Genomic DNA, 18,450 nt, shown 5'->3' on the forward strand with positions numbered 1-18,450 from the left:
TGTTACCGCTGAGTATGATCCGTTACGCGACGAAGGCGAGGCGCTTTATCAGCGCCTCACGGAGCAAGGCGTGAAGTGTACCGCTCAACGATGGCGGGGTGTAATTCACGGCTTCTTCCAGTTGGGTGGAATTAGCCAGTCAGCGCGAGACGTTATGCGAGATATTGCCTGGCGCATTAACCATGCCGGGCGAGAGTGAGAAGGAGACTACTCCTCCTCGTTCCCGCCCTCTTCATACGCGCCATACGGCTTCGCAGGCAGAACGATATAGGTGCCTTCAAACACCGCGCCCGGCGTTTCATCGCCGAACAGCTCAACCTGCATTTGTACGCGTGCTTTACGCCCACGCGCCAGACGGTCGAGATCGCCGCCCAGTGCGCCCAGGTCAGCTACCGCGCTCGGCTTGCCGCTGATCGGCGCGCTGTAGCGGATATGGGCATCGGCCAGAATAATGGTGCCGCCGAGATGACGTTCGCGCAGCATCAGCCAGATCAGTCCCCAGCCGGTGAGCGTGGCGAGTGAAAACAGGCTACCGGCAAACAGGGTATGGTGTGGGTTCTGGTTTCCGGTTTCCGGCATGGTGGTAATAAATTTTTGCCCGGTATATTGCTGAATACGCACGCCCATTTTTTCACTGAGCGGAATGTGCTGATACCACGCCTGCTGGAGCTGCCCGCACCAGTCGGCACGATGGAGAATATCGTCCAGGGTGGCGATGGGTTTGATCATCAAAAAGTGACGAATCGGCGTAGTTTGCGGGGCGGTGATTTCCCCCTGATTCACGAAACCAAGCTTGGCAAAGAACTCAACGGCATCTTCACGGGCGCTACAGGTGACGCGCTTGACCCCTTCCTGACGGGCGACGGATTCCAGCGTCATTGCCATCAGCGTTCCGAGGCCTTTGTCCTGCACGGAGGGGTGAACGGCCATAAAGCGGATTGAAGCTTCGTTGTCGGCATTGATATACAAACGCCCCACGGCAACCAGATTGCCCTCTTCATCAACCACCATCTGGTGGTGCGCCATCGCGTCCCAGGCGTCGCGTTCAGACCCTTTAGGTTGATGCAGTGGCTTGCGCAGCATTTCCCAGCGGAAATGGTAATAAACCTCTAACTCTTCTTCCGTTTGCGGTACTCGAAGGTGATACATAGCTGTACTCTCTCTTGTTACCCGCGGCCAGGCCGCCAGTTGGCTCATACCTGGAGCCAGAATGTGACGGGGCCATCGTTCACCAGCGAAACCTGCATATCCGCAGCGAATCGTCCGGTTTGTGTGTTCATGTCCTGTTGGCGACAGCGCTCAACAAAGTACTCGTAAAGGGCTTCTGCGCGATCCGGTGCCGCGCCCTTCGAAAAACTCGGCCGCATGCCGCGTTCGGTATCCGCAGCCAGCGTAAACTGGGACACCACCAGCACGCTGCCGCCCGCCTGCTGAACGTTCAGGTTCATCTTGCCTTCCGCATCGCTGAAAATGCGGTAGCCCAGCACGCGCTCACACAAGCGGTTGGCTTTTTGTTCGTCGTCATCCTTTTCGACACCCAGGAGCACCAAAAGTCCTGGGCCGATTTCACCCGTCACCTCATCCGCCACGGTGACGCTGGCACGGGTTACGCGCTGAATCAATGCAATCATGGTTGGTCTGCTTCTTGTTGTTTTTCAGCTTCTGCTGCTTTTTTAAGTTCGCGGTAGACCCCGAGAGTGACAGTTATTTCGGCGCCAAGCAAGACGATGCACCACGTCCAGTAGACCCAGACAAACAAAATGGGGATCACCGCCAGTACGCCGTAAATCAGCTGATAAGAGGGGAACATGGTGATATAAAGCGCGAATCCTTTCTTGCCCAACTCAAAGAGCAACGCCGCGACCAGCGCACCCACCACGGCATCACGGTTGGGTACGCGCGTAGTTGGCACCACGCTATAAAGCAGCCAGAACGAAAGCCACGATAAAATCAGCGGGAAGATGCGCAGCACGTTATCGATCACGCTGTTTAAATCGCTCGCCCAGCGCAGCGAAAGAAGGTAGGAGCTGATCGCCAGGCTCGCCCCCGCCAGCAAGGGGCCGAGGGTTAAAATCATCCAGTAGACGGCAAAGGAATAGACCTTTGGGCGGACTTTTTTGCTCCGCCAGATAGTGTTGAGCGCACTGTCGATGGAGTACATCAGCAGCAGCGCGGTAACAATAAGCCCACACGCCCCCACCGCCGTCATCTTGCTGGAGTTAGCGACAAACTGTTCAATGTAGTTCTGGATCACATCGCCGGTGGCAGGAATAAAGTTTGCGAAAACAAAATGGCGAAGCTGCATGCTCACATCGGCAAACATCGGAAACGCCGAAAAAAGCGCAAAAATTACCGCCACCAGCGGAACCAGCGAGAGCAAGGACACGTAAGCGAGATTGCCCGCCAGCGTGGTCATGTTGTCCTCATCAATGCGATGCCAGAGGAGTTTCAGCCACGCCCTCAGCGGGCGCGTGTGGTGATTGGCTTTTTGATGAACGGTTTTTAGCATAACTGCTTCGCAAAGTAGTTCGGTATCGTCTCTTTTCCGGTCACCAGAATGGAGGTGATACCTAACTGATTAGCCCCTTCTATATTATCGGCGTTGTCGTCAAAAAAGACCGCATCCGCTGCCGTGAATCCTTCTTCCTGCAATACCGCCTGATAGATGCGCGCCTCAGGTTTACGCATCCCCATCTCCTGGGAGAGATACACTTTATCTGCCGCCGCGTGAATTTCCGGGTATTCATCCGGCCAGAAGGTGGTATGCAGGCGGTTGGTATTAGACAGCACGACAACGCGATGCCCCTGCTCGCGCAGCTTGTGCATGATGTCGATCACTTCGGGGCGGATCGCGACAAATATGGCCTGCCAGCCGTGGGAAAATTGCTCGTAGCTTAACGAGAGACCCATTTCCTGACAGAAACGCTCTGCGAACGCTTCGTCGCTGAGCTCACCGCGCTCGTGCAAATGGAAAGTCTCACCCATCGCGAAATTCTGCTTTAACGTCGCCAGCGGAACACGGCTAAAATCGCTCCATGCGCCCAGCACCCGGTTAAAATCGATATCGACGATTACATTTCCTAAGTCAAAGATATAAAGCATGTTTATCTCCTATCGCCGTGGAAAAGTAACTGTAGCGGGAAAGAGAAAGTTTAGCTATGCGCCAGATTCAGCTTAAAGAAAGGAAAGGCCCGAATCGCAATATCGGGCCATAAGACGATCAGCCAGCCTGCTGCTCTTCTCCGGAATTCACTTCGACAACCTCAACCTTGCTGGATTTTAGGTGACTTTGCAGCGCCGGGCCGGGCAGCTCATCGGTGAACAGTGCCGTCGCCTGCGCCACGTTGCCAATTTCAACCGCCGCGGAGGCGTGGTATTTCGTATGATCGGCCGCCAGTAAAATGTGGCGGGAGTGGGCAATCATGGTTTTCACCACGCTGGCTTCGTTAACGTCAAATTCCATCATCGCGCCGTCGTGCTCTATCGCCCCCACGCTGGTCACGAGGTAGTCCGCCCGGAAGCCAGACACAAACGCCGTTGCCGCAGGCCCGATAATGCCGCCGTTATGCGGGCGCAGCGTACCGCCAGGTACCATCACCTCAAAACGCGGGTTCTTATAAAGAATGTGCGCCACCCGCAGGCTGTTGGTGATGATGCGCAGATGATTATGATTAAGCAGTGCCCGGGCAACGTGCTCCACGGTCGTCCCGATAGTGATAAAGATGGTCGAGCCATCCGGGATATAGTCCGCAATCGCTTCGGCAATCGCCCGTTTCTCTTCGGTAAGCGAAACTTCACGCTGTTCGAACGCCGTATTGACCACGCTGGATGCCCTGCCCGCACCGCCGTGATGACGGGTGATCAGCCCCTGCTCGCTAAGCTTGCGGATATCCCGGCGCACGGTTTGCGTCGACACATCCAGCAGCTGCGCCAGTTCATCAATGTTCATATAGCCGCGATCGGCAATCAGCGTCAGCAGCTGATCGTGACGCGGGTTGCCGGTCAGTTCGGTAAGGCTCATGGGCTGTCCTCTGAAAACCATCACGCCCCGCATTTTATACAAAAAGTGACAAAAAAGAGCGGGTTTGATCACAGTCGGGTATACCCGCGCGCCCGCCGGGCTTTGTGCATTTCAGTGCTGCGACGGCGCTGGCAAAACGCACGGCGTCTGCGGCGGGCAATTTCTGCCCCAGGCTGACCGCCAGCGCACCGTGGAACACGTCGCCCGCGCCGGTGGTATCAATGACCTTCACTTCAAAACCAGGCTGATGACATAGCGCGCCGTTTTCCAGCCAGAAACAGCCGTCTCGCCCCTGCGTGACATACACATGTCCATTTGTGAGCATTTGTGCTTTTTTTAATGCGTCTTCTGTTTCATCCAACTGCGTTAAACGCCGCAGTCCCGGCGCAGAGAAGGCCGCGTGATCGCTTAAGGCGATCAGCTCCGCGATATCCTGCGGGGTAACATCCGCATCCAGCAACGTCGGAACGCCCTGCTGACGGGCCAGGGTAAATGCCTGTTTTGCCCCGTCATGCCAGCGCACGTCGGCTAAGACAATGTCCCACTGAGAGAAGTCGATTTCATGCAGCCAGCCTGCCTCGGCGGGCAGATCGGGGCTGGGGTAGTTGGCAATCACTCTTTCCCCATCTGCATCCACCAGCACCGCCGATTGCGACGATCGGGCCCCCTTAACTACGCGCGTATAGCGAGTGTTCACCCCCAGGGATTCCAGCTCCGCAAGCAACCGTCTGCCGGTATCGTCGTCCCCCACCCGACCAATAAAATCCACTTCCGCGCCCAGTTTCGCGGCTGCCACTGCCGCCGTTGCCGCCGGTCCGCCGCCCACTTCCGTGTAGTCTTTTGCGACATATTTCCCACCTTCTTTTGGTAAATCCTCGAGATACCAGATGCGATCCAGCACGGTAATGCCGACACAAACGATGCGAGTCATGGTGATTCCTTCTGCGATTTCTGATGCCTTCATTTTAATTTCACCAAATGTTTAAAAAGTGACCCGTGTCAATTTTTTGACTATAAATTACAAATACGATCAAAAACAGACACCACAAACGCGCAAAAATTGACACGATGTGACAGGAGAGAGGCATGTCAGCAATCGCATTTATCGGCTTAGGACAGATGGGCGCGCCCATGGCGAAGAATCTGTTGAAACAGGGCCACCAGCTTAACGTTTTTGATGTGAACCCGCAGGCGGTTCAGGCGCTGGTAGAGAGCGGCGCCCGGGCGGCGGCAACGCCCGCACAGGCAGCAACGGATGCCGAATTCGTGATCACTATGCTGCCAAACGGCGACCTGGTGCGCAGCGTGCTGTTCGGCGAGCACGGCGTGTGCGAAGGATTATCCCGCGACGCGCTGGTCATTGATATGTCCACCATTCACCCGCTGCAAACCGACGCGCTGATCCGCGACATGGCAGAGCAAGGCTTCAGCCTGATGGACGTGCCCGTCGGGCGCACCTCTGATCATGCCATCGCCGGTACGCTACTCCTGCTGGCAGGCGGCACGGCAGAGCAGGTTGAGCGCGCCACCCCCGTCTTAATGGCGATGGGTAATGAACTGATTAACGCCGGCGGGCCGGGAATGGGCATCCGCGTGAAGCTCATCAATAACTACATGAGCATCGCCCTGAACGCCCTTTCCGCCGAGGCCGCCGTACTGTGCGAAGCGCTTGGCCTCTCCTTTGACGTGGCGCTCAAGGTGATGAGCGGCACACCTGCGGGCAAAGGCCACTTCACCACGTCATGGCCGAACAAGGTGCTGAAAGGGGATCTTTCACCCGCCTTCATGATCGACCTTGCGCATAAGGATCTGGGGATCGCCCTCGACGTGGCCAACCAGCTGCATGTCCCAATGCCGCTGGGCGCGGCTTCACGAGAAGTTTACAACCAGGCACGCGCCGCCGGGCGCGGGCGCGAAGACTGGACAGCCATTCTTGAACAGGTTCGCGCATCTGCCGGGCTGAAAAAATCACACTGATACGAAAGGACTGAGGAATGACGATGTACACCCTGAAAGATATCACCCGACCTTCCGGCGGTTTTGCGATGCTGGCCGTGGATCAGCGCGAAGCGATGCGCCTGATGTTTGCGGCGGCAGGCGCGCCGGTACCGGTAACCGACCAGCACCTGACGGATTTTAAAGTCAACGCGGCAAAAATTCTGTCGCCGTACGCCTCTGCCATTCTCGTCGACCAGCAGTTCTGCTATCGCCAGATTGTCGAGCAGCGGGCCGTGGCCAAAAGCTGCGCGATGATTGTGGCAGCCGACGAGTTTATTCCGGGGAACGGTATTCCGGTCGACAGCGTGGTGATCGACAAGAGCATTGACGCGCAGGCGGTCAAACGCGACGGCGGCAAGGCGCTGAAGCTGCTGGTGCTGTGGCGCAGCGATGAAGATCCGCAGCAGCGCCTGGAGATGGTGAAAGCGTTCAATACGCTGTGCCACGATAACGGTCTGTTGAGCATTATCGAGCCGGTTGTGCGTCCACCGCGCCGCGGCGCCGCGTTTGACCGCGAGCAGGCGATTATCGATGCGGCCAAAGAGCTGGGCGACAGCGGTGCCGACCTCTACAAAGTGGAAATGCCGCTGTTTGGTAAGGGCACGCAGCACGAGCTATTGACGGCCTCGCAGAAGCTGCACGAGAACATCGCCATGCCGTGGGTGATCCTCTCCTCCGGCGTGGACGATAAGTTATTCCCGCGCGCGGTGAGCGTGGCGATGCAGGCGGGGGCATCGGGCTTTTTAGCCGGTCGCGCCGTCTGGTCCTCTGTGATTGGCCTGCCGGACACCGAGCTGATGCTGCGTGATATTTCCGTACCAAAACTTCAGCGTCTGGGTGAGATCGTCGACGAAATGATGGCTCGCCGTTAAGAAAGGATCCGAACATGAAATGGTTTAACACCCTGAGCCATAACCGCTGGCTCGAACAAGAGACCGACCGCATTCTCGATTTCGGTAAAAACGCCGCCGTACCGACCGGCTTTGGCTGGCTGGGCAATAACGGGCAGGTGCGTAGCGATATGGGCACCCATCTGTGGATCACAGCCCGCATGCTGCACGTGTACGCGGTGGCGGCGAACATGGGCCGTCCTGGTGCGTACGCCCTGGTTGAGCACGGCATTAATGCCCTGAACGGTCCGCTGCGCGACAAGCAGCACGGTGGCTGGTACGCCTGCGTAAACGATGAAGGCGTAATTGATGCCTCCAAGCAGGGCTATCAGCATTTCTTCGTCCTGCTGGGCGCGGCGAGCGCCGTCACCACCGGCCATCCGCAGGCACGCAAGTTGCTGGACGACGCCATCGAGGTGATTGAGCGCTACTTCTGGAGCGAACAGGAGCAGATGTGCCTGGAGTCCTGGGATGAAGCGTTCAGCAAAACGGAAGATTACCGCGGCGGTAACGCCAACATGCACGCCGTGGAAGCTTTCCTCATCGTTTATGACGTGACCCACGACCGCAAATGGCTCGACCGCGCCCTGCGCATCGCCTCGGTGATTATTCACGACGTGGCGCGCAAAGGGGAGTACCGCGTTAACGAGCATTTCGACACCAACTGGAACCCGATCCGCGACTACAACATCGATAACCCCGCCCACCGCTTCCGCGCCTACGGCGGCACGCCGGGGCACTGGATTGAGTGGGGTCGCCTGATGCTGCACCTGCGCGCCGCCCTGGAAGCGCGCTGTGAAACCCCGCCGGAATGGCTGCTGGAAGATGCGAAAGGCCTGTTCCACGCCACCATCCGGGACGCCTGGGCACCCGACGGGGCCGATGGCTTTGTCTACTCCGTGGGCTGGGACGGTAAACCTATCGTCCGCGAACGCGTGCGCTGGCCAATCGTCGAAGCGATGGGTACGGCTTACGCGCTCTACACCGTCACCGGTGAGGCGCAGTACGAAGCCTGGTATCAGAAGTGGTGGGATTACTGCATCAAGTACCTGATGGATTACGAAAACGGTTCATGGTGGCAGGAGCTGGACACCAATAACGAAGTGACCACCAAAGTCTGGGACGGCAAGCAGGATATTTACCATCTGCTGCACTGCCTGGTGATCCCCCGCCTGCCGCTGGCGCCGGGCTTAGCGCCTGCCGTAGCCGCCGGATTACTGGATAGCCTGGCCAAATAATAAAGACGGAGTTTTTATGCGTACCCTACACAATATTGACCTGAAAAATAACGAAAGTGGTTTTACCCTGCGCTGGCAGGACCGTCTGATTTTATCCCACTCTGCGGATGCCCCTTGCCTGTGGATCGGCGCAGGTGAGGCGGATATCGAGATGTTTCGCGGCAACTTCAGCATCAAAGACAAGCTCAACGAAAAGATTGCCCTGACGAACGCGACCGTTACGCAGCAAAGCACGGGCTGGGCAATCCGCTTTACCCGCGGCGACGCGGTGAGCGCGACGTTGTTGGTGGGCGTGGATGGTGAAGGCCGTCTGGAGCTGAAGCTGAAAAATGACGCCGCCAGCCATAACCGCATCTGGCTGCGGCTGGCAGCTCAGCCTGACGATCATATCTACGGCTGCGGAGAGCAGTTCTCGTATTTCGATCTGCGCGGCAAGCCGTTTCCGCTGTGGACCAGCGAGCAGGGCGTGGGCCGCAATAAGCAGACCTACGTCACCTGGCAGGCCGACTGCAAAGAGAACGCGGGCGGCGATTACTACTGGACCTTCTTCCCGCAGCCTACCTTCGTGAGCACCCAGAAGTACTACTGCCACGTGGATAACAGCTGTTATATGAACTTCGACTTCAGCGCGCCGGACTTCCACGAGCTGGCGTTCTGGGAAGATAACGCCACGCTGCGCTTCGAATGCGCAGAAACCTACGTCGATCTGCTGGAAAAACTGACCGGCCTGCTGGGGCGTCAGCCTGAACTGCCGGACTGGGTTTACGACGGCGTGACGCTGGGTATTCAGGGTGGCACCGAGGTGTGTCAGCAGAAGCTCGACGCCATGCGCGAGGGCGGCGTGAAGGTGAACGGCATTTGGGCGCAGGACTGGTCCGGCATCCGGATGACCTCCTTCGGCAAACGCGTGATGTGGAACTGGAAGTGGAACAGCGCGCTCTATCCGCAGCTTGATGAGCGGATTGCGCAGTGGAAACAGGAAGGCGTGCAGTTCCTCTCCTATATCAACCCGTACGTCGCCAGCGATAAAGATCTCTGCGAAGAGGCGGCGAAACGCGGCTATCTGACCAAAAACGCCAACGGCGAGGATTACCACGTTGAGTTCGGCGAGTTCTACGCAGGCGTTATCGACCTGACCAACCCGGCAGCCTACGGCTGGTACAAAGAGGTCATCAAAAAGAACCTGATCGAACTGGGCTGCGGCGGCTGGATGGCCGATTTCGGGGAATATCTGCCGACCGATACCTTCCTGCACAACGGCGTTAGCGCGGAGATCATGCATAACGCCTGGCCTGCCCTGTGGGCGAAATGTAACTACGAAGCACTGGAGGAGACCGGCAAGCTCGGGGAGATCCTGTTCTTCATGCGCGCGGGCTACACCGGCAGCCAGAAGCACTCGGTGATGATGTGGGCGGGGGATCAGAACGTCGACTGGAGCCTGGACGACGGTCTGGCGTCCGTCGTACCGGCGGCGCTGTCTCTGGCGATGACCGGGCACGGGCTGCACCACAGCGACATTGGCGGCTATACGACGCTGTTCGAGATGAAGCGCAGCAAAGAGCTGCTGCTGCGCTGGTGCGATTTCAGCGCCTTTACGCCGATGATGCGTACCCACGAGGGCAATCGCCCTGGCGACAACTGGCAGTTCGACGGCGACGCCGAAACCATCGCGCACTTCGCGCGCATGACCACCGTGTTCACCACTCTGAAGCCGTACATCAAAGCTGCGGTTGCGCAGAACGCGAAAAGCGGCCTGCCGGTGATGCGTCCGCTGTTCCTGCACTACGAGGACGACGCGCGCGCCTACACGCTGAAATACCAGTACCTGTTTGGCCGCGATCTGCTGGTGGCCCCGGTTCATGAAGAGGGACGCCGCGACTGGTCGCTCTATCTGCCGCAGGACAGCTGGGTCAATGCGTGGACGGGGGAAATCTGCCGGGGCGGTGACGTGACCGTTGATGCCCCGCTCGGCAAACCGCCGGTCTTCTATCGCCAGCAAAGCGAATGGGCAGATCTGTTTAGCACCTTACGTCATATCTGATAAGGCTCGCCCGCGGGGAAACCTGCGGGCAGACGGAGAACAATAATGAGTCAACATACTTCTGACCCGGCAACCCTGCGCCTGCCGTTTAAAGAAAAACTCGCCTACGGGATGGGCGATCTCGGCTCTAACATCCTGCTGGATATCGGCACGCTGTATCTGCTGAAGTTCTACACCGACGTGCTGGGACTGCCCGGTACCTACGGGGGGATTATCTTCCTGATTGCGAAGTTTTTTACCGCCTTCACCGATATGGGCACCGGGATCATGCTCGACTCCCGGCGCAAGATTGGCCCGAAAGGGAAATTCCGCCCGTTCGTGCTGTATGCAGCCTTCCCTGTGACGCTGCTGGCGATTGCCAACTTCGTCGGCACACCGTTTGAGATGACCGGCAAAACGGTGATGGCAACGGTGCTGTTCATGCTGTACGGCCTGTTCTTCAGCATGATGAACTGCTCTTACGGCGCGATGGTGCCCGCCATTACCAAAAACCCGGACGAGCGAGCCTCGCTGGCGGCCTGGCGTCAGGGCGGCGCCACGCTCGGCCTGCTGCTCTGTACGGTGGGCTTTGTACCGGTGATGAACCTCATTGAGGGCAATGACCAGCTTGGCTACATCTTTGCCGCCACCCTCTTCTCGCTGTTCGGGTTGTTCTTTATGTGGTGGTGCTATAAAGGCGTAACCGAGCGTTACGTTGAGACGCAACCTGCTAACCCGGCGCAGAAACCGGGGCTATTGCAGTCGTTTCGCGCCATCGCCGGGAACCGTCCGCTGTTTATCCTGTGCATCGCTAACCTGTGCACGCTGGGTGCCTTTAACGTCAAACTCGCCATTCAGGTCTACTACACGCAGTACGTGCTGAACGACCCGATCCTGCTGTCGTACATGGGCTTCTTCAGCATGGGCTGTATTTTTATCGGCGTCTTTATGATGCCTGGCGCGGTGCGGCGCTTTGGTAAGAAAAAGGTCTATATCAGCGGGCTGGCAATTTGGGTGGCAGGCGATCTGCTTAACTACTTCTTCGGCGGCGGCTCGGTGAGCTTTGTGGCGTTCTCCTGTCTGGCGTTCTTCGGTTCCGCGTTCGTGAACAGCCTGAACTGGGCGCTGGTCTCCGATACCGTGGAGTACGGCGAGTGGCGCACCGGCGTACGCTCCGAGGGGACGGTCTATACCGGCTTTACCTTCTTCCGCAAGGTATCGCAGGCGCTGGCGGGCTTCTTCCCGGGGATCATGCTTACGCAGATTGGCTATGTGCCCAACGTGGTGCAATCCGCCGGCACGGTTGAAGGGCTGCGGCAGCTGATATTTATCTACCCGAGCCTGCTGGCGGTCATCACCATCGTGGCGATGGGCTGCTTCTACAACCTCAACGAGAAGATGTATGTGCGCATCGTGGAAGAAATTGAGCTGCGCAAACGTACGGCATAAATGACGTGATTGAGCGCCCTGCGGGGCGCTTTGAGGATCGACCATGACACACAATACTGATCCGTTAACCCTCAAATTGAGCCTGCGAGAGAAGTGCGCCTACGGGATGGGCGATTTTGGCTCGAACCTGATGCTCTGTATTGGCACGCTGTATCTGCTGAAGTTTTACACGGACGAGCTGGGCATGCCCGCGTTCTACGGCGGCATCATTTTTCTGGTCGCCAAGTTCTTTACCGCGTTTACCGACATGCTGACCGGGGTGCTGCTGGACTCCCGGCGTAATATCGGCGCGCGGGGGAAATTCCGGCCATTCATTCTCTACGCCTCCGTCCCGGTGGCGCTGGTGGCCACGGCGCAGTTTATGGCCAACGACTTTAGCCTGACGGTGAAAACGGCCCTCGCCACCGTGCTCTTCATGATGTTTGGCCTCTGCTACAGCCTGATGAACTGCGCCTACGGTGCAATGGTTCCGGCCATCACCAAAAACCCGAACGAGCGCGCGCAGCTTGCGGCGTGGCGTCAGGGCGGCGCAACGGTAGGACTGTTGCTCTGCACCGTCGGCTTTATGCCGATTCAGGCGCTGTTCGTCAGCCAGCCCTCACTCGGCTATCTGGTGGCCGCGCTGGTGTTCGTCACCGGGGGGCTGTTCTGCATGTGGTGGTGCTACAGCGGGGTGAAAGAGCGCTACGTCGAGCTTACGCCCGATCACCATAAGCCCGGCATTCTGAAATCATTCTGCGCAATTTTCCGCAATCCGCCGCTGCTGGTGCTGTGCATCGCCAACCTCTGTACCCTCGCCGCGTTTAACATCAAGCTGGCGATTCAGGTCTATTACACCCAGTATGTGCTGAACGATCTGCATCTCCTGTCGTGGATGGGCTTTTTCAGCATGGGCTGCATTCTGATTGGCGTGTTTCTGGTGCCCGGTGCGGTAAAGCGCTTTGGCAAGAAACCGGTCTATCTGGGCGGGCTGGCGCTGTGGGCGGTGGGCGACGTGCTGAATTTCTTCTGGGGGACCAGCTCCCTGCTGTTTGTGCTCTTTTCCTGCATGGCCTTCTTCGGCACGGCGTTTGTGAACAGCCTGAACTGGGCGCTGGTGCCGGATACGGTTGATTACGGCGAGTGGAAAACCGGGATTCGCGCCGAAGGGTCGGTATATACCGGCTATACCTTCTCGCGCAAAATCTCCGCTGCGCTCGCCGGTTTTCTGCCCGGCATCATGCTGACCCAGATTGGCTACGTTCCCCATGCCGTGCAGAGCGCGGGCACGCTGCTGGGTTTGCGTCAGCTGATTTTCCTCTGGCCGTGCGGCCTGGCGATCGTTGCTGCCGTGACCATGGGGCTGTTTTATAAACTCAACGAAGCGCGCTTCGCCTTTATTATCGAGGAGATTGGAAAACGGAAAAAACAGACAGCAAATACCCCTGAGATAACCACCAACAATAAAGCGTCAGCAGTCACTTTATAACTATAAATCCGGCCAATATGTCCTTCCTGTTAATCAGGAGGGAGGCCTTTCTGTACCTGATACATGGACAAATTATGAATAGAATCATCACCGTACTGATCGTGTCGTCTGTGTCCTGCCCGGTTTTTGCCGGGGCCTATGTCGAAACGCGCGAAGCGTACAATACGGCCTCTGAGCTGCACGAGGTGATCCTGCGTGCGGGCTATAACTTCGATATGGGCGCGGGGCTGATGTTCACCAACGCTTATAACGTGGGGAAATGGGACGAACTGAAACACAGCTATAACGAAATCGAGGGTTGGTATCCGCTCTTCAAACCGACCGACAAACTCACCTTCCAGCCCGGCGGGTTAATTAACGACAGCAGCGCAGGATCGGGTGGAGCACTCTATTTAGATACTAACTATAAATTTACGGACTGGTTTAATCTGACGTTCCGCTATCGCTATAACCATAACAATTACGATACGCCGGACTATAACGGGCAGATGGATAAAAACGACACGCACGAATTCGCCAACTACTGGAATTTCAAAGTGACGGATGCGTTTTTCTACACCTTTGAGCCGCATTTTTTCCAGCGGGTGAATGATTACCACAGCAAAAATGGCAAAGATCATCACTGGGAAATTACCAACAAGTTCAGCTATAAGATCGACAGAAACTGGCTGCCGTACCTCGAACTACAGTGGCTGGACCGATGGAATGATTACAACCGCGAGCAGTACCGGATTCGGTTAGGGTTACGTTATTCCTTCTAATAAAAAAGCCGCTGATCGCTCAGCGGCTTTTCGTTGCCGGGTGGCGCTTGCGCTTTACCCGGCCTACGGCATAACCGAATTACTCTTCTTTCGCACCGCGCATAGCACGTTTACGATCGTTCTCGGTCAGGTGACGTTTACGGATACGAATTGACTGAGGCGTCACTTCTACCAGTTCGTCATCATCGATGAATTCCAGAGCCTGCTCCAGCGTCATCTTGATCGGTGGAACCAGAACCGTCGCTTCGTCAGTACCGGACGCACGCATGTTGGTCAGTTTCTTACCGGTCAGGCAGTTTACCGTCAGGTCGTTAGAACGGCTGTGAATACCGATAATCTGGCCTTCGTAAACTTCAGCACCGTGACCCAGGAACAGCTTACCGCGATCCTGCAGACCGAACAGCGCAAACGCAACCGCTTTACCCTGACCGTTGGAGATCAGTACGCCGTTGTTACGCTGGCCCACTTCGCCCGGACGGATGTCGTCATAGTGGCTGAAGGTGGAGTACAGCAGGCCGGTACCGGAGGTCATGGTCATGAACTCAGAACGGAAGCCGATCAGGCCACGGCTTGGGATCACGTAGTCGAGACGTACGCGGCCTTTGCCATCTGGATTCATGTTTTTCAGGTCGCCTTTACGCTCACCCAGTGCCTGCATGACAGAACCCTGGTGCTGCTCTTCAACATCCAGCGTTACGTTTTCGAACGGCTCTTGTTTACGACCGTCGATTTCGCGGAAGATAACTTTCGGACGGGATACCGCCATCTCGAAACCTTCACGACGCATGTTCTCAATCAGAACAGACAGGTGCAGCTCACCACGACCGGAAACGCGGAATGCATCAGCGTCTTCGGTTTCTTCAACGCGCAGCGCAACGTTGTGCACCAGCTCTTTGTTCAGGCGGTCAAGGATCTGACGAGAGGTAACGAACTTACCTTCTTTACCACAGAACGGAGAGGTGTTGACGTTGAAGAACATGGATACGGTTGGTTCATCAACGGACAGGGCTGGCAGCGCTTCGACGTTCTGCGGATCGCAGATGGTGTCGGAGATGTTCAGTTCACCCAGACCGGTAATAGCGATGATGTCGCCCGCTTCAGCGATGTCGCTCTCGATACGCTCAAGACCCAGGTGAGTCAGAACTTTACCGACTTTACCGTTACGGGTTTTGCCTTCGCTATCGATGATAGTGACCTGCTGGTTAGGCTTCACTTTACCGCGCTTGATACGACCAATGCCGATTACGCCAACATAGTTGTTGTAGTCGAGCTGGGAGATCTGCATTTGCAGGGTGCCTTCCAGGTCAACGTTTGGCGCAGGAACGCGGTCAACAATCGTCTGGTACAGCGGAGTCATGTCTTCCGCCATGTCTTCGTGATCCAGACCGGCGATACCGTTCAGCGCAGACGCATAAACGATAGGGAAGTCCAGCTGTTCGTCAGTCGCGTCGAGGTTAACGAACAGGTCGAAGACCTGGTCAACAACCCAGTCAGGACGCGCGCCAGGACGGTCAACCTTGTTGATCACAACGATAGGTTTCAGGCCGTGGGCAAATGCTTTTTTGGTCACGAAGCGCGTTTGCGGCATAGGGCCATCAAATGCGTCAACCACCAGCAGCACGGAATCCACCATGGACATCACGCGCTCAACTTCACCACCGAAGTCGGCGTGCCCTGGGGTATCAACGATGTTGATACGGTAGTCATTCCATTTGATAGCGGTGTTTTTGGCGAGGATGGTAATCCCACGCTCTTTCTCCAAATCGTTGGAGTCCATCACACGCTCTTGAGTTTCGGCACGAGCATCAAACGTACCGGACTGCTGTAGCAGCTTGTCAACCAGGGTAGTTTTACCATGGTCGACGTGCGCGATGATGGCGATATTACGCAATTTTTCGATCACAACTTTGCCTCAGGCATTTAGAAATAGCGCGTTATTGTACACGGATTAATCGCACTACAAAACAGGATCACAAACATCCCCCGCAAACAAGTATTGCAGAGATGCTTTGTGATCGCTTTCACGGAGCGGTAAAAGGGCACTTTAACGTAAATTGCACCAATATGGTGCTCAATGTTCACACTGAAGCACTATAATGGTGCAACGAATCCAATGTGGTGCAGCCCTTCTGCACTATGGTGCGCATGATAACGCCTTTTTGGGGTGTTTTAAAAGTTGGCACAGATTTCGCTTTACAGAAATACAGTAAAAATATGGCAGCCCAGCCGATTTGAAGACCTCGTTACCACGACGACAATGACCAATCTGGAGAGTTAAGTATGTCCGCTGAACACGTTTTGACGATGCTGAACGAACATGAAGTGAAGTTTGTTGATCTGCGCTTCACCGATACCAAAGGTAAAGAACAGCACGTCACGATCCCTGCTCATCAGGTGAACGCCGAATTCTTTGAAGAAGGCAAAATGTTTGACGGCTCCTCCATTGGCGGCTGGAAAGGCATTAACGAATCCGACATGGTTCTGATGCCAGATGCAACCACTGCGCTCATTGACCCGTTCTACGAAGAACCTACGCTGATCATCCGCTGCGATATCCTGGAACCTGGCACGCTGCAAGGCTATGACCGTGACCCACGCTCCATCGCAAAACGCGCTGAAGAGTACCTGCGTTCTACCGGTATTGCAGACACCGTTCTGTTCGGGCCAGAGCCAGAGTTCTTCCTGTTCGACGACATCCGTTTTGGTGCTTCCATTTCTGGTTCCCACGTCGCTATCGATGACATCGAAGGCGCATGGAACTCTTCCACCAAGTACGAAGGTGGTAACAAAGGTCACCGTCCGGGCGTGAAAGGCGGTTACTTCCCGGTTCCTCCGGTCGATTCTTCTCAGGACATCCGTTCTACCATGTGTCTGATCATGGAAGAGATGGGCCTGGTTGTTGAAGCGCACCACCACGAAGTGGCAACGGCTGGCCAGAACGAAATCGCAACCCGCTTCAACACCATGACCAAAAAAGCGGATGAGATTCAGATCTACAAATACGTTGTGCACAACGTTGCGCACCGTTTCGGTAAAACCGCGACCTTCATGCCAAAACCCATGTTCGGCGACAACGGTTCCGGTATGCACTGCCACATGTCCCTGTCCAAGAACGGCACTAACCTGTTCTCTGGCGACAAATACGCGGGTCTGTCCGAGCAGGCGCTGCACTACATCGGTGGTGTTATCAAACACGCTAAAGCGATCAACGCCCTGGCGAACCCAACCACTAACTCCTACAAGCGTCTGGTCCCTGGCTACGAAGCACCAGTAATGCTGGCGTACTCTGCCCGTAACCGTTCTGCTTCTATCCGTATCCCGGTGGTTGCGTCTCCGAAAGCGCGTCGTATCGAAGTGCGCTTCCCGGACCCGGCGGCTAACCCATACCTGTGCTTCGCAGCACTGCTGATGGCCGGTCTGGACGGTATCAAGAACAAGATCCACCCGGGCGAAGCCATGGACAAAAACCTGTACGACCTGCCGCCAGAAGAAGCGAAAGAGATCCCACAGGTTGCCGGCTCTCTGGAAGAAGCCCTCCAGGCGCTGGACGCAGACCGCGAGTTCCTGACCGCTGGCGGCGTGTTCACCGATGAAGCTATCGACGCTTACATCGCGCTGCGTACCGAAGAAAACGACCGCGTTCGCATGACGCCGCACCCGGTTGAGTTCGAACTGTACTACAGCGTTTAATTGATTTGTTTTACCCGGCGCATACGCGTCGGGAGTCGTTGCCGTGGAAACTTTAGCCCATCTTCGGATGGGCTTTTTTCTCCACCAACAACCTGATCTCACGCGCTTTTTACCTCTAAAACGCTATACTGCACTAAAATAGTGCAACGACTCCAGGAGACTGCTGAATGGCAACTGGCACGCTGCCCGATGCTGGGCAGATCCTCAATTCTTTAATTAACAGTATTTTGTTGGTCGACGACGAGCTGGCGGTGCATTACGCCAACCCGGCGGCGCAGCAGCTGCTCGCCCAAAGCGCCCGTAAACTGTTTGGCACGCCGCTGCCAGAACTGCTGAGCTATTTCTCGCTGAATATTGGCCTGATGCAGGAGAGTTTGCAGGCGGGTCAGGGCTTCACCGATAACGAAGTGACACTGGTGATTGACGGACGCTCGCATATTTTGTCCCTCACCGCACAGCGCCTGCCAGATGGCATGATTCTGCTGGAAATGGCGCCGATGGATAACCAGCGTCGTCTCAGCCAGGAGCAGCTTCAGCATGCGCAGCAGATTGCGGCGCGCGACCTGGTGCGCGGGCTGGCCCATGAGATCAAAAACCCGCTGGGCGGCTTACGCGGTGCGGCACAGCTTTTGACCAAAGCGCTGCCTGACCCTGCCCTGGCGGAGTATACCAACGTCATTATTGAGCAGGCGGACCGTCTGCGTAATCTGGTCGATCGCCTGCTCGGGCCGCAGCAGCCAGGGATGCACGTTTCAGAAAGCATTCACAAGGTCGCGGAGCGGGTGGTGAAACTCGTCTCGATGGAGCTGCCGGATAACGTCACGCTGGTGCGTGACTATGACCCAAGCCTGCCGGAGCTGGCGCACGATCCGGACCAGATTGAACAGGTGCTGTTGAACATTGTGCGTAACGCGT

Annotated in this window: 17 protein-coding genes; 10 read left to right on the top strand and 7 right to left on the bottom strand. The window is 56.4% G+C overall.

The features are described from left to right. The coding region (locus ACOTX2_RS21480; RefSeq protein WP_421625977.1) for an alpha/beta hydrolase at window positions 1–199 on the top strand (199 nt) is incomplete at its 5' end. 8 nt (window positions 200–207) lie between these two features. On the opposite strand, the gene fabY is transcribed toward ACOTX2_RS21480, so the two are convergent. From fabY to ACOTX2_RS21510, 6 genes are all read right to left on the bottom strand, one after another. Continuing rightward, complete coding sequence (gene fabY / locus ACOTX2_RS21485; RefSeq protein WP_022649838.1) at window positions 208–1,149, bottom strand: fatty acid biosynthesis protein FabY; 942 nt, start codon at window positions 1,147–1,149, stop codon at window positions 208–210. A 44-nt stretch (window positions 1,150–1,193) separates the two neighbouring features. After that, the gene (gene dtd, locus ACOTX2_RS21490; RefSeq protein ID WP_015569909.1) at window positions 1,194–1,631 is read right to left on the bottom strand and encodes a D-aminoacyl-tRNA deacylase; all 438 of its coding nucleotides are present in this window, start codon (window positions 1,629–1,631) and stop codon (window positions 1,194–1,196) included. Beyond that, window positions 1,628–2,509 (bottom strand): virulence factor BrkB family protein, encoded by an 882-nt coding sequence (locus ACOTX2_RS21495; protein ID WP_023298923.1) that lies wholly within the window; start codon window positions 2,507–2,509, stop codon window positions 1,628–1,630. The genes dtd and ACOTX2_RS21495 overlap by 4 nt, the downstream gene beginning before the upstream one ends. After that, the gene (gene yihX / locus ACOTX2_RS21500; protein WP_023315056.1) at window positions 2,503–3,102 is read right to left on the bottom strand and encodes a glucose-1-phosphatase; all 600 of its coding nucleotides are present in this window, start codon (window positions 3,100–3,102) and stop codon (window positions 2,503–2,505) included. Before yihX ends, ACOTX2_RS21495 begins: the two co-directional genes overlap by 7 nt. A 118-nt stretch (window positions 3,103–3,220) precedes the next feature. Continuing rightward, window positions 3,221–4,021: a DeoR/GlpR family DNA-binding transcription regulator gene (locus ACOTX2_RS21505; protein WP_023298924.1), complete on the bottom strand. Its 801-nt coding sequence runs from the start codon at window positions 4,019–4,021 to the stop codon at window positions 3,221–3,223. A 34-nt stretch (window positions 4,022–4,055) separates the two neighbouring features. Continuing rightward, window positions 4,056–4,952, bottom strand: a complete 897-nt coding sequence (locus tag ACOTX2_RS21510) for a sugar kinase (RefSeq protein ID WP_063148342.1) — start codon at window positions 4,950–4,952, stop codon at window positions 4,056–4,058. 155 nt (window positions 4,953–5,107) lie between these two features. Between ACOTX2_RS21510 and yihU the strand changes: the two genes are divergently transcribed. The 7 genes from yihU to ompL all read left to right on the top strand — a co-directional run bounded on the left by yihU (window position 5,108) and on the right by ompL (window position 13,845). Continuing rightward, a complete protein-coding gene (gene yihU / locus ACOTX2_RS21515) occupies window positions 5,108–5,998 on the top strand; it encodes a sulfolactaldehyde 3-reductase (protein WP_022649844.1) in 891 nt (296 codons plus the stop codon). 17 nt (window positions 5,999–6,015) lie between these two features. After that, on the top strand, window positions 6,016–6,891 hold the full coding sequence (gene yihT / locus ACOTX2_RS21520) for a sulfofructosephosphate aldolase (protein WP_063148341.1): 876 nt from the start codon (window positions 6,016–6,018) through the stop codon (window positions 6,889–6,891). A 14-nt stretch (window positions 6,892–6,905) separates the two neighbouring features. Next, on the top strand, window positions 6,906–8,147 hold the full coding sequence (yihS, locus tag ACOTX2_RS21525; RefSeq protein ID WP_063148340.1) for a sulfoquinovose isomerase: 1,242 nt from the start codon (window positions 6,906–6,908) through the stop codon (window positions 8,145–8,147). Window positions 8,148–8,163: 16 nt separating this feature from the next. Continuing rightward, window positions 8,164–10,188: an alpha-glucosidase gene (locus tag ACOTX2_RS21530; protein WP_063148339.1), complete on the top strand. Its 2,025-nt coding sequence runs from the start codon at window positions 8,164–8,166 to the stop codon at window positions 10,186–10,188. 45 nt (window positions 10,189–10,233) lie between these two features. Continuing rightward, complete coding sequence (locus ACOTX2_RS21535) at window positions 10,234–11,616, top strand: MFS transporter (RefSeq protein WP_022649848.1); 1,383 nt, start codon at window positions 10,234–10,236, stop codon at window positions 11,614–11,616. Between the two features lie 43 nt (window positions 11,617–11,659). Continuing rightward, window positions 11,660–13,084 carry an MFS transporter gene (locus ACOTX2_RS21540; protein ID WP_022649849.1) on the top strand — a complete coding sequence of 475 codons (1,425 nt, stop codon included), beginning with the start codon at window positions 11,660–11,662 and terminating at the stop codon, window positions 13,082–13,084. 74 nt (window positions 13,085–13,158) lie between these two features. Next, on the top strand, window positions 13,159–13,845 hold the full coding sequence (ompL, locus tag ACOTX2_RS21545) for a porin OmpL (RefSeq protein WP_032626918.1): 687 nt from the start codon (window positions 13,159–13,161) through the stop codon (window positions 13,843–13,845). 79 nt (window positions 13,846–13,924) lie between these two features. Here the strand turns inward: ompL and typA are convergent, their stop codons facing one another. Further along, window positions 13,925–15,748: a ribosome-dependent GTPase TypA gene (typA, locus tag ACOTX2_RS21550; RefSeq protein WP_022649851.1), complete on the bottom strand. Its 1,824-nt coding sequence runs from the start codon at window positions 15,746–15,748 to the stop codon at window positions 13,925–13,927. 377 nt (window positions 15,749–16,125) lie between these two features. Between typA and glnA the strand changes: the two genes are divergently transcribed. Both glnA and glnL read left to right on the top strand, forming a co-directional pair. Then, window positions 16,126–17,535 (top strand): glutamate--ammonia ligase, encoded by a 1,410-nt coding sequence (gene glnA, locus ACOTX2_RS21555; RefSeq protein WP_003861925.1) that lies wholly within the window; start codon window positions 16,126–16,128, stop codon window positions 17,533–17,535. 167 nt (window positions 17,536–17,702) lie between these two features. Then, window positions 17,703–18,450: nitrogen regulation protein NR(II) (gene glnL / locus ACOTX2_RS21560; protein ID WP_421625978.1), on the top strand; the 748-nt coding region annotated here is incomplete at its 3' end.

This window comes from Enterobacter cloacae complex sp. IR5412, assembly GCF_049237385.1.
Classification (GTDB): Bacteria; Pseudomonadota; Gammaproteobacteria; order Enterobacterales; family Enterobacteriaceae; genus Enterobacter; species Enterobacter intestinihominis.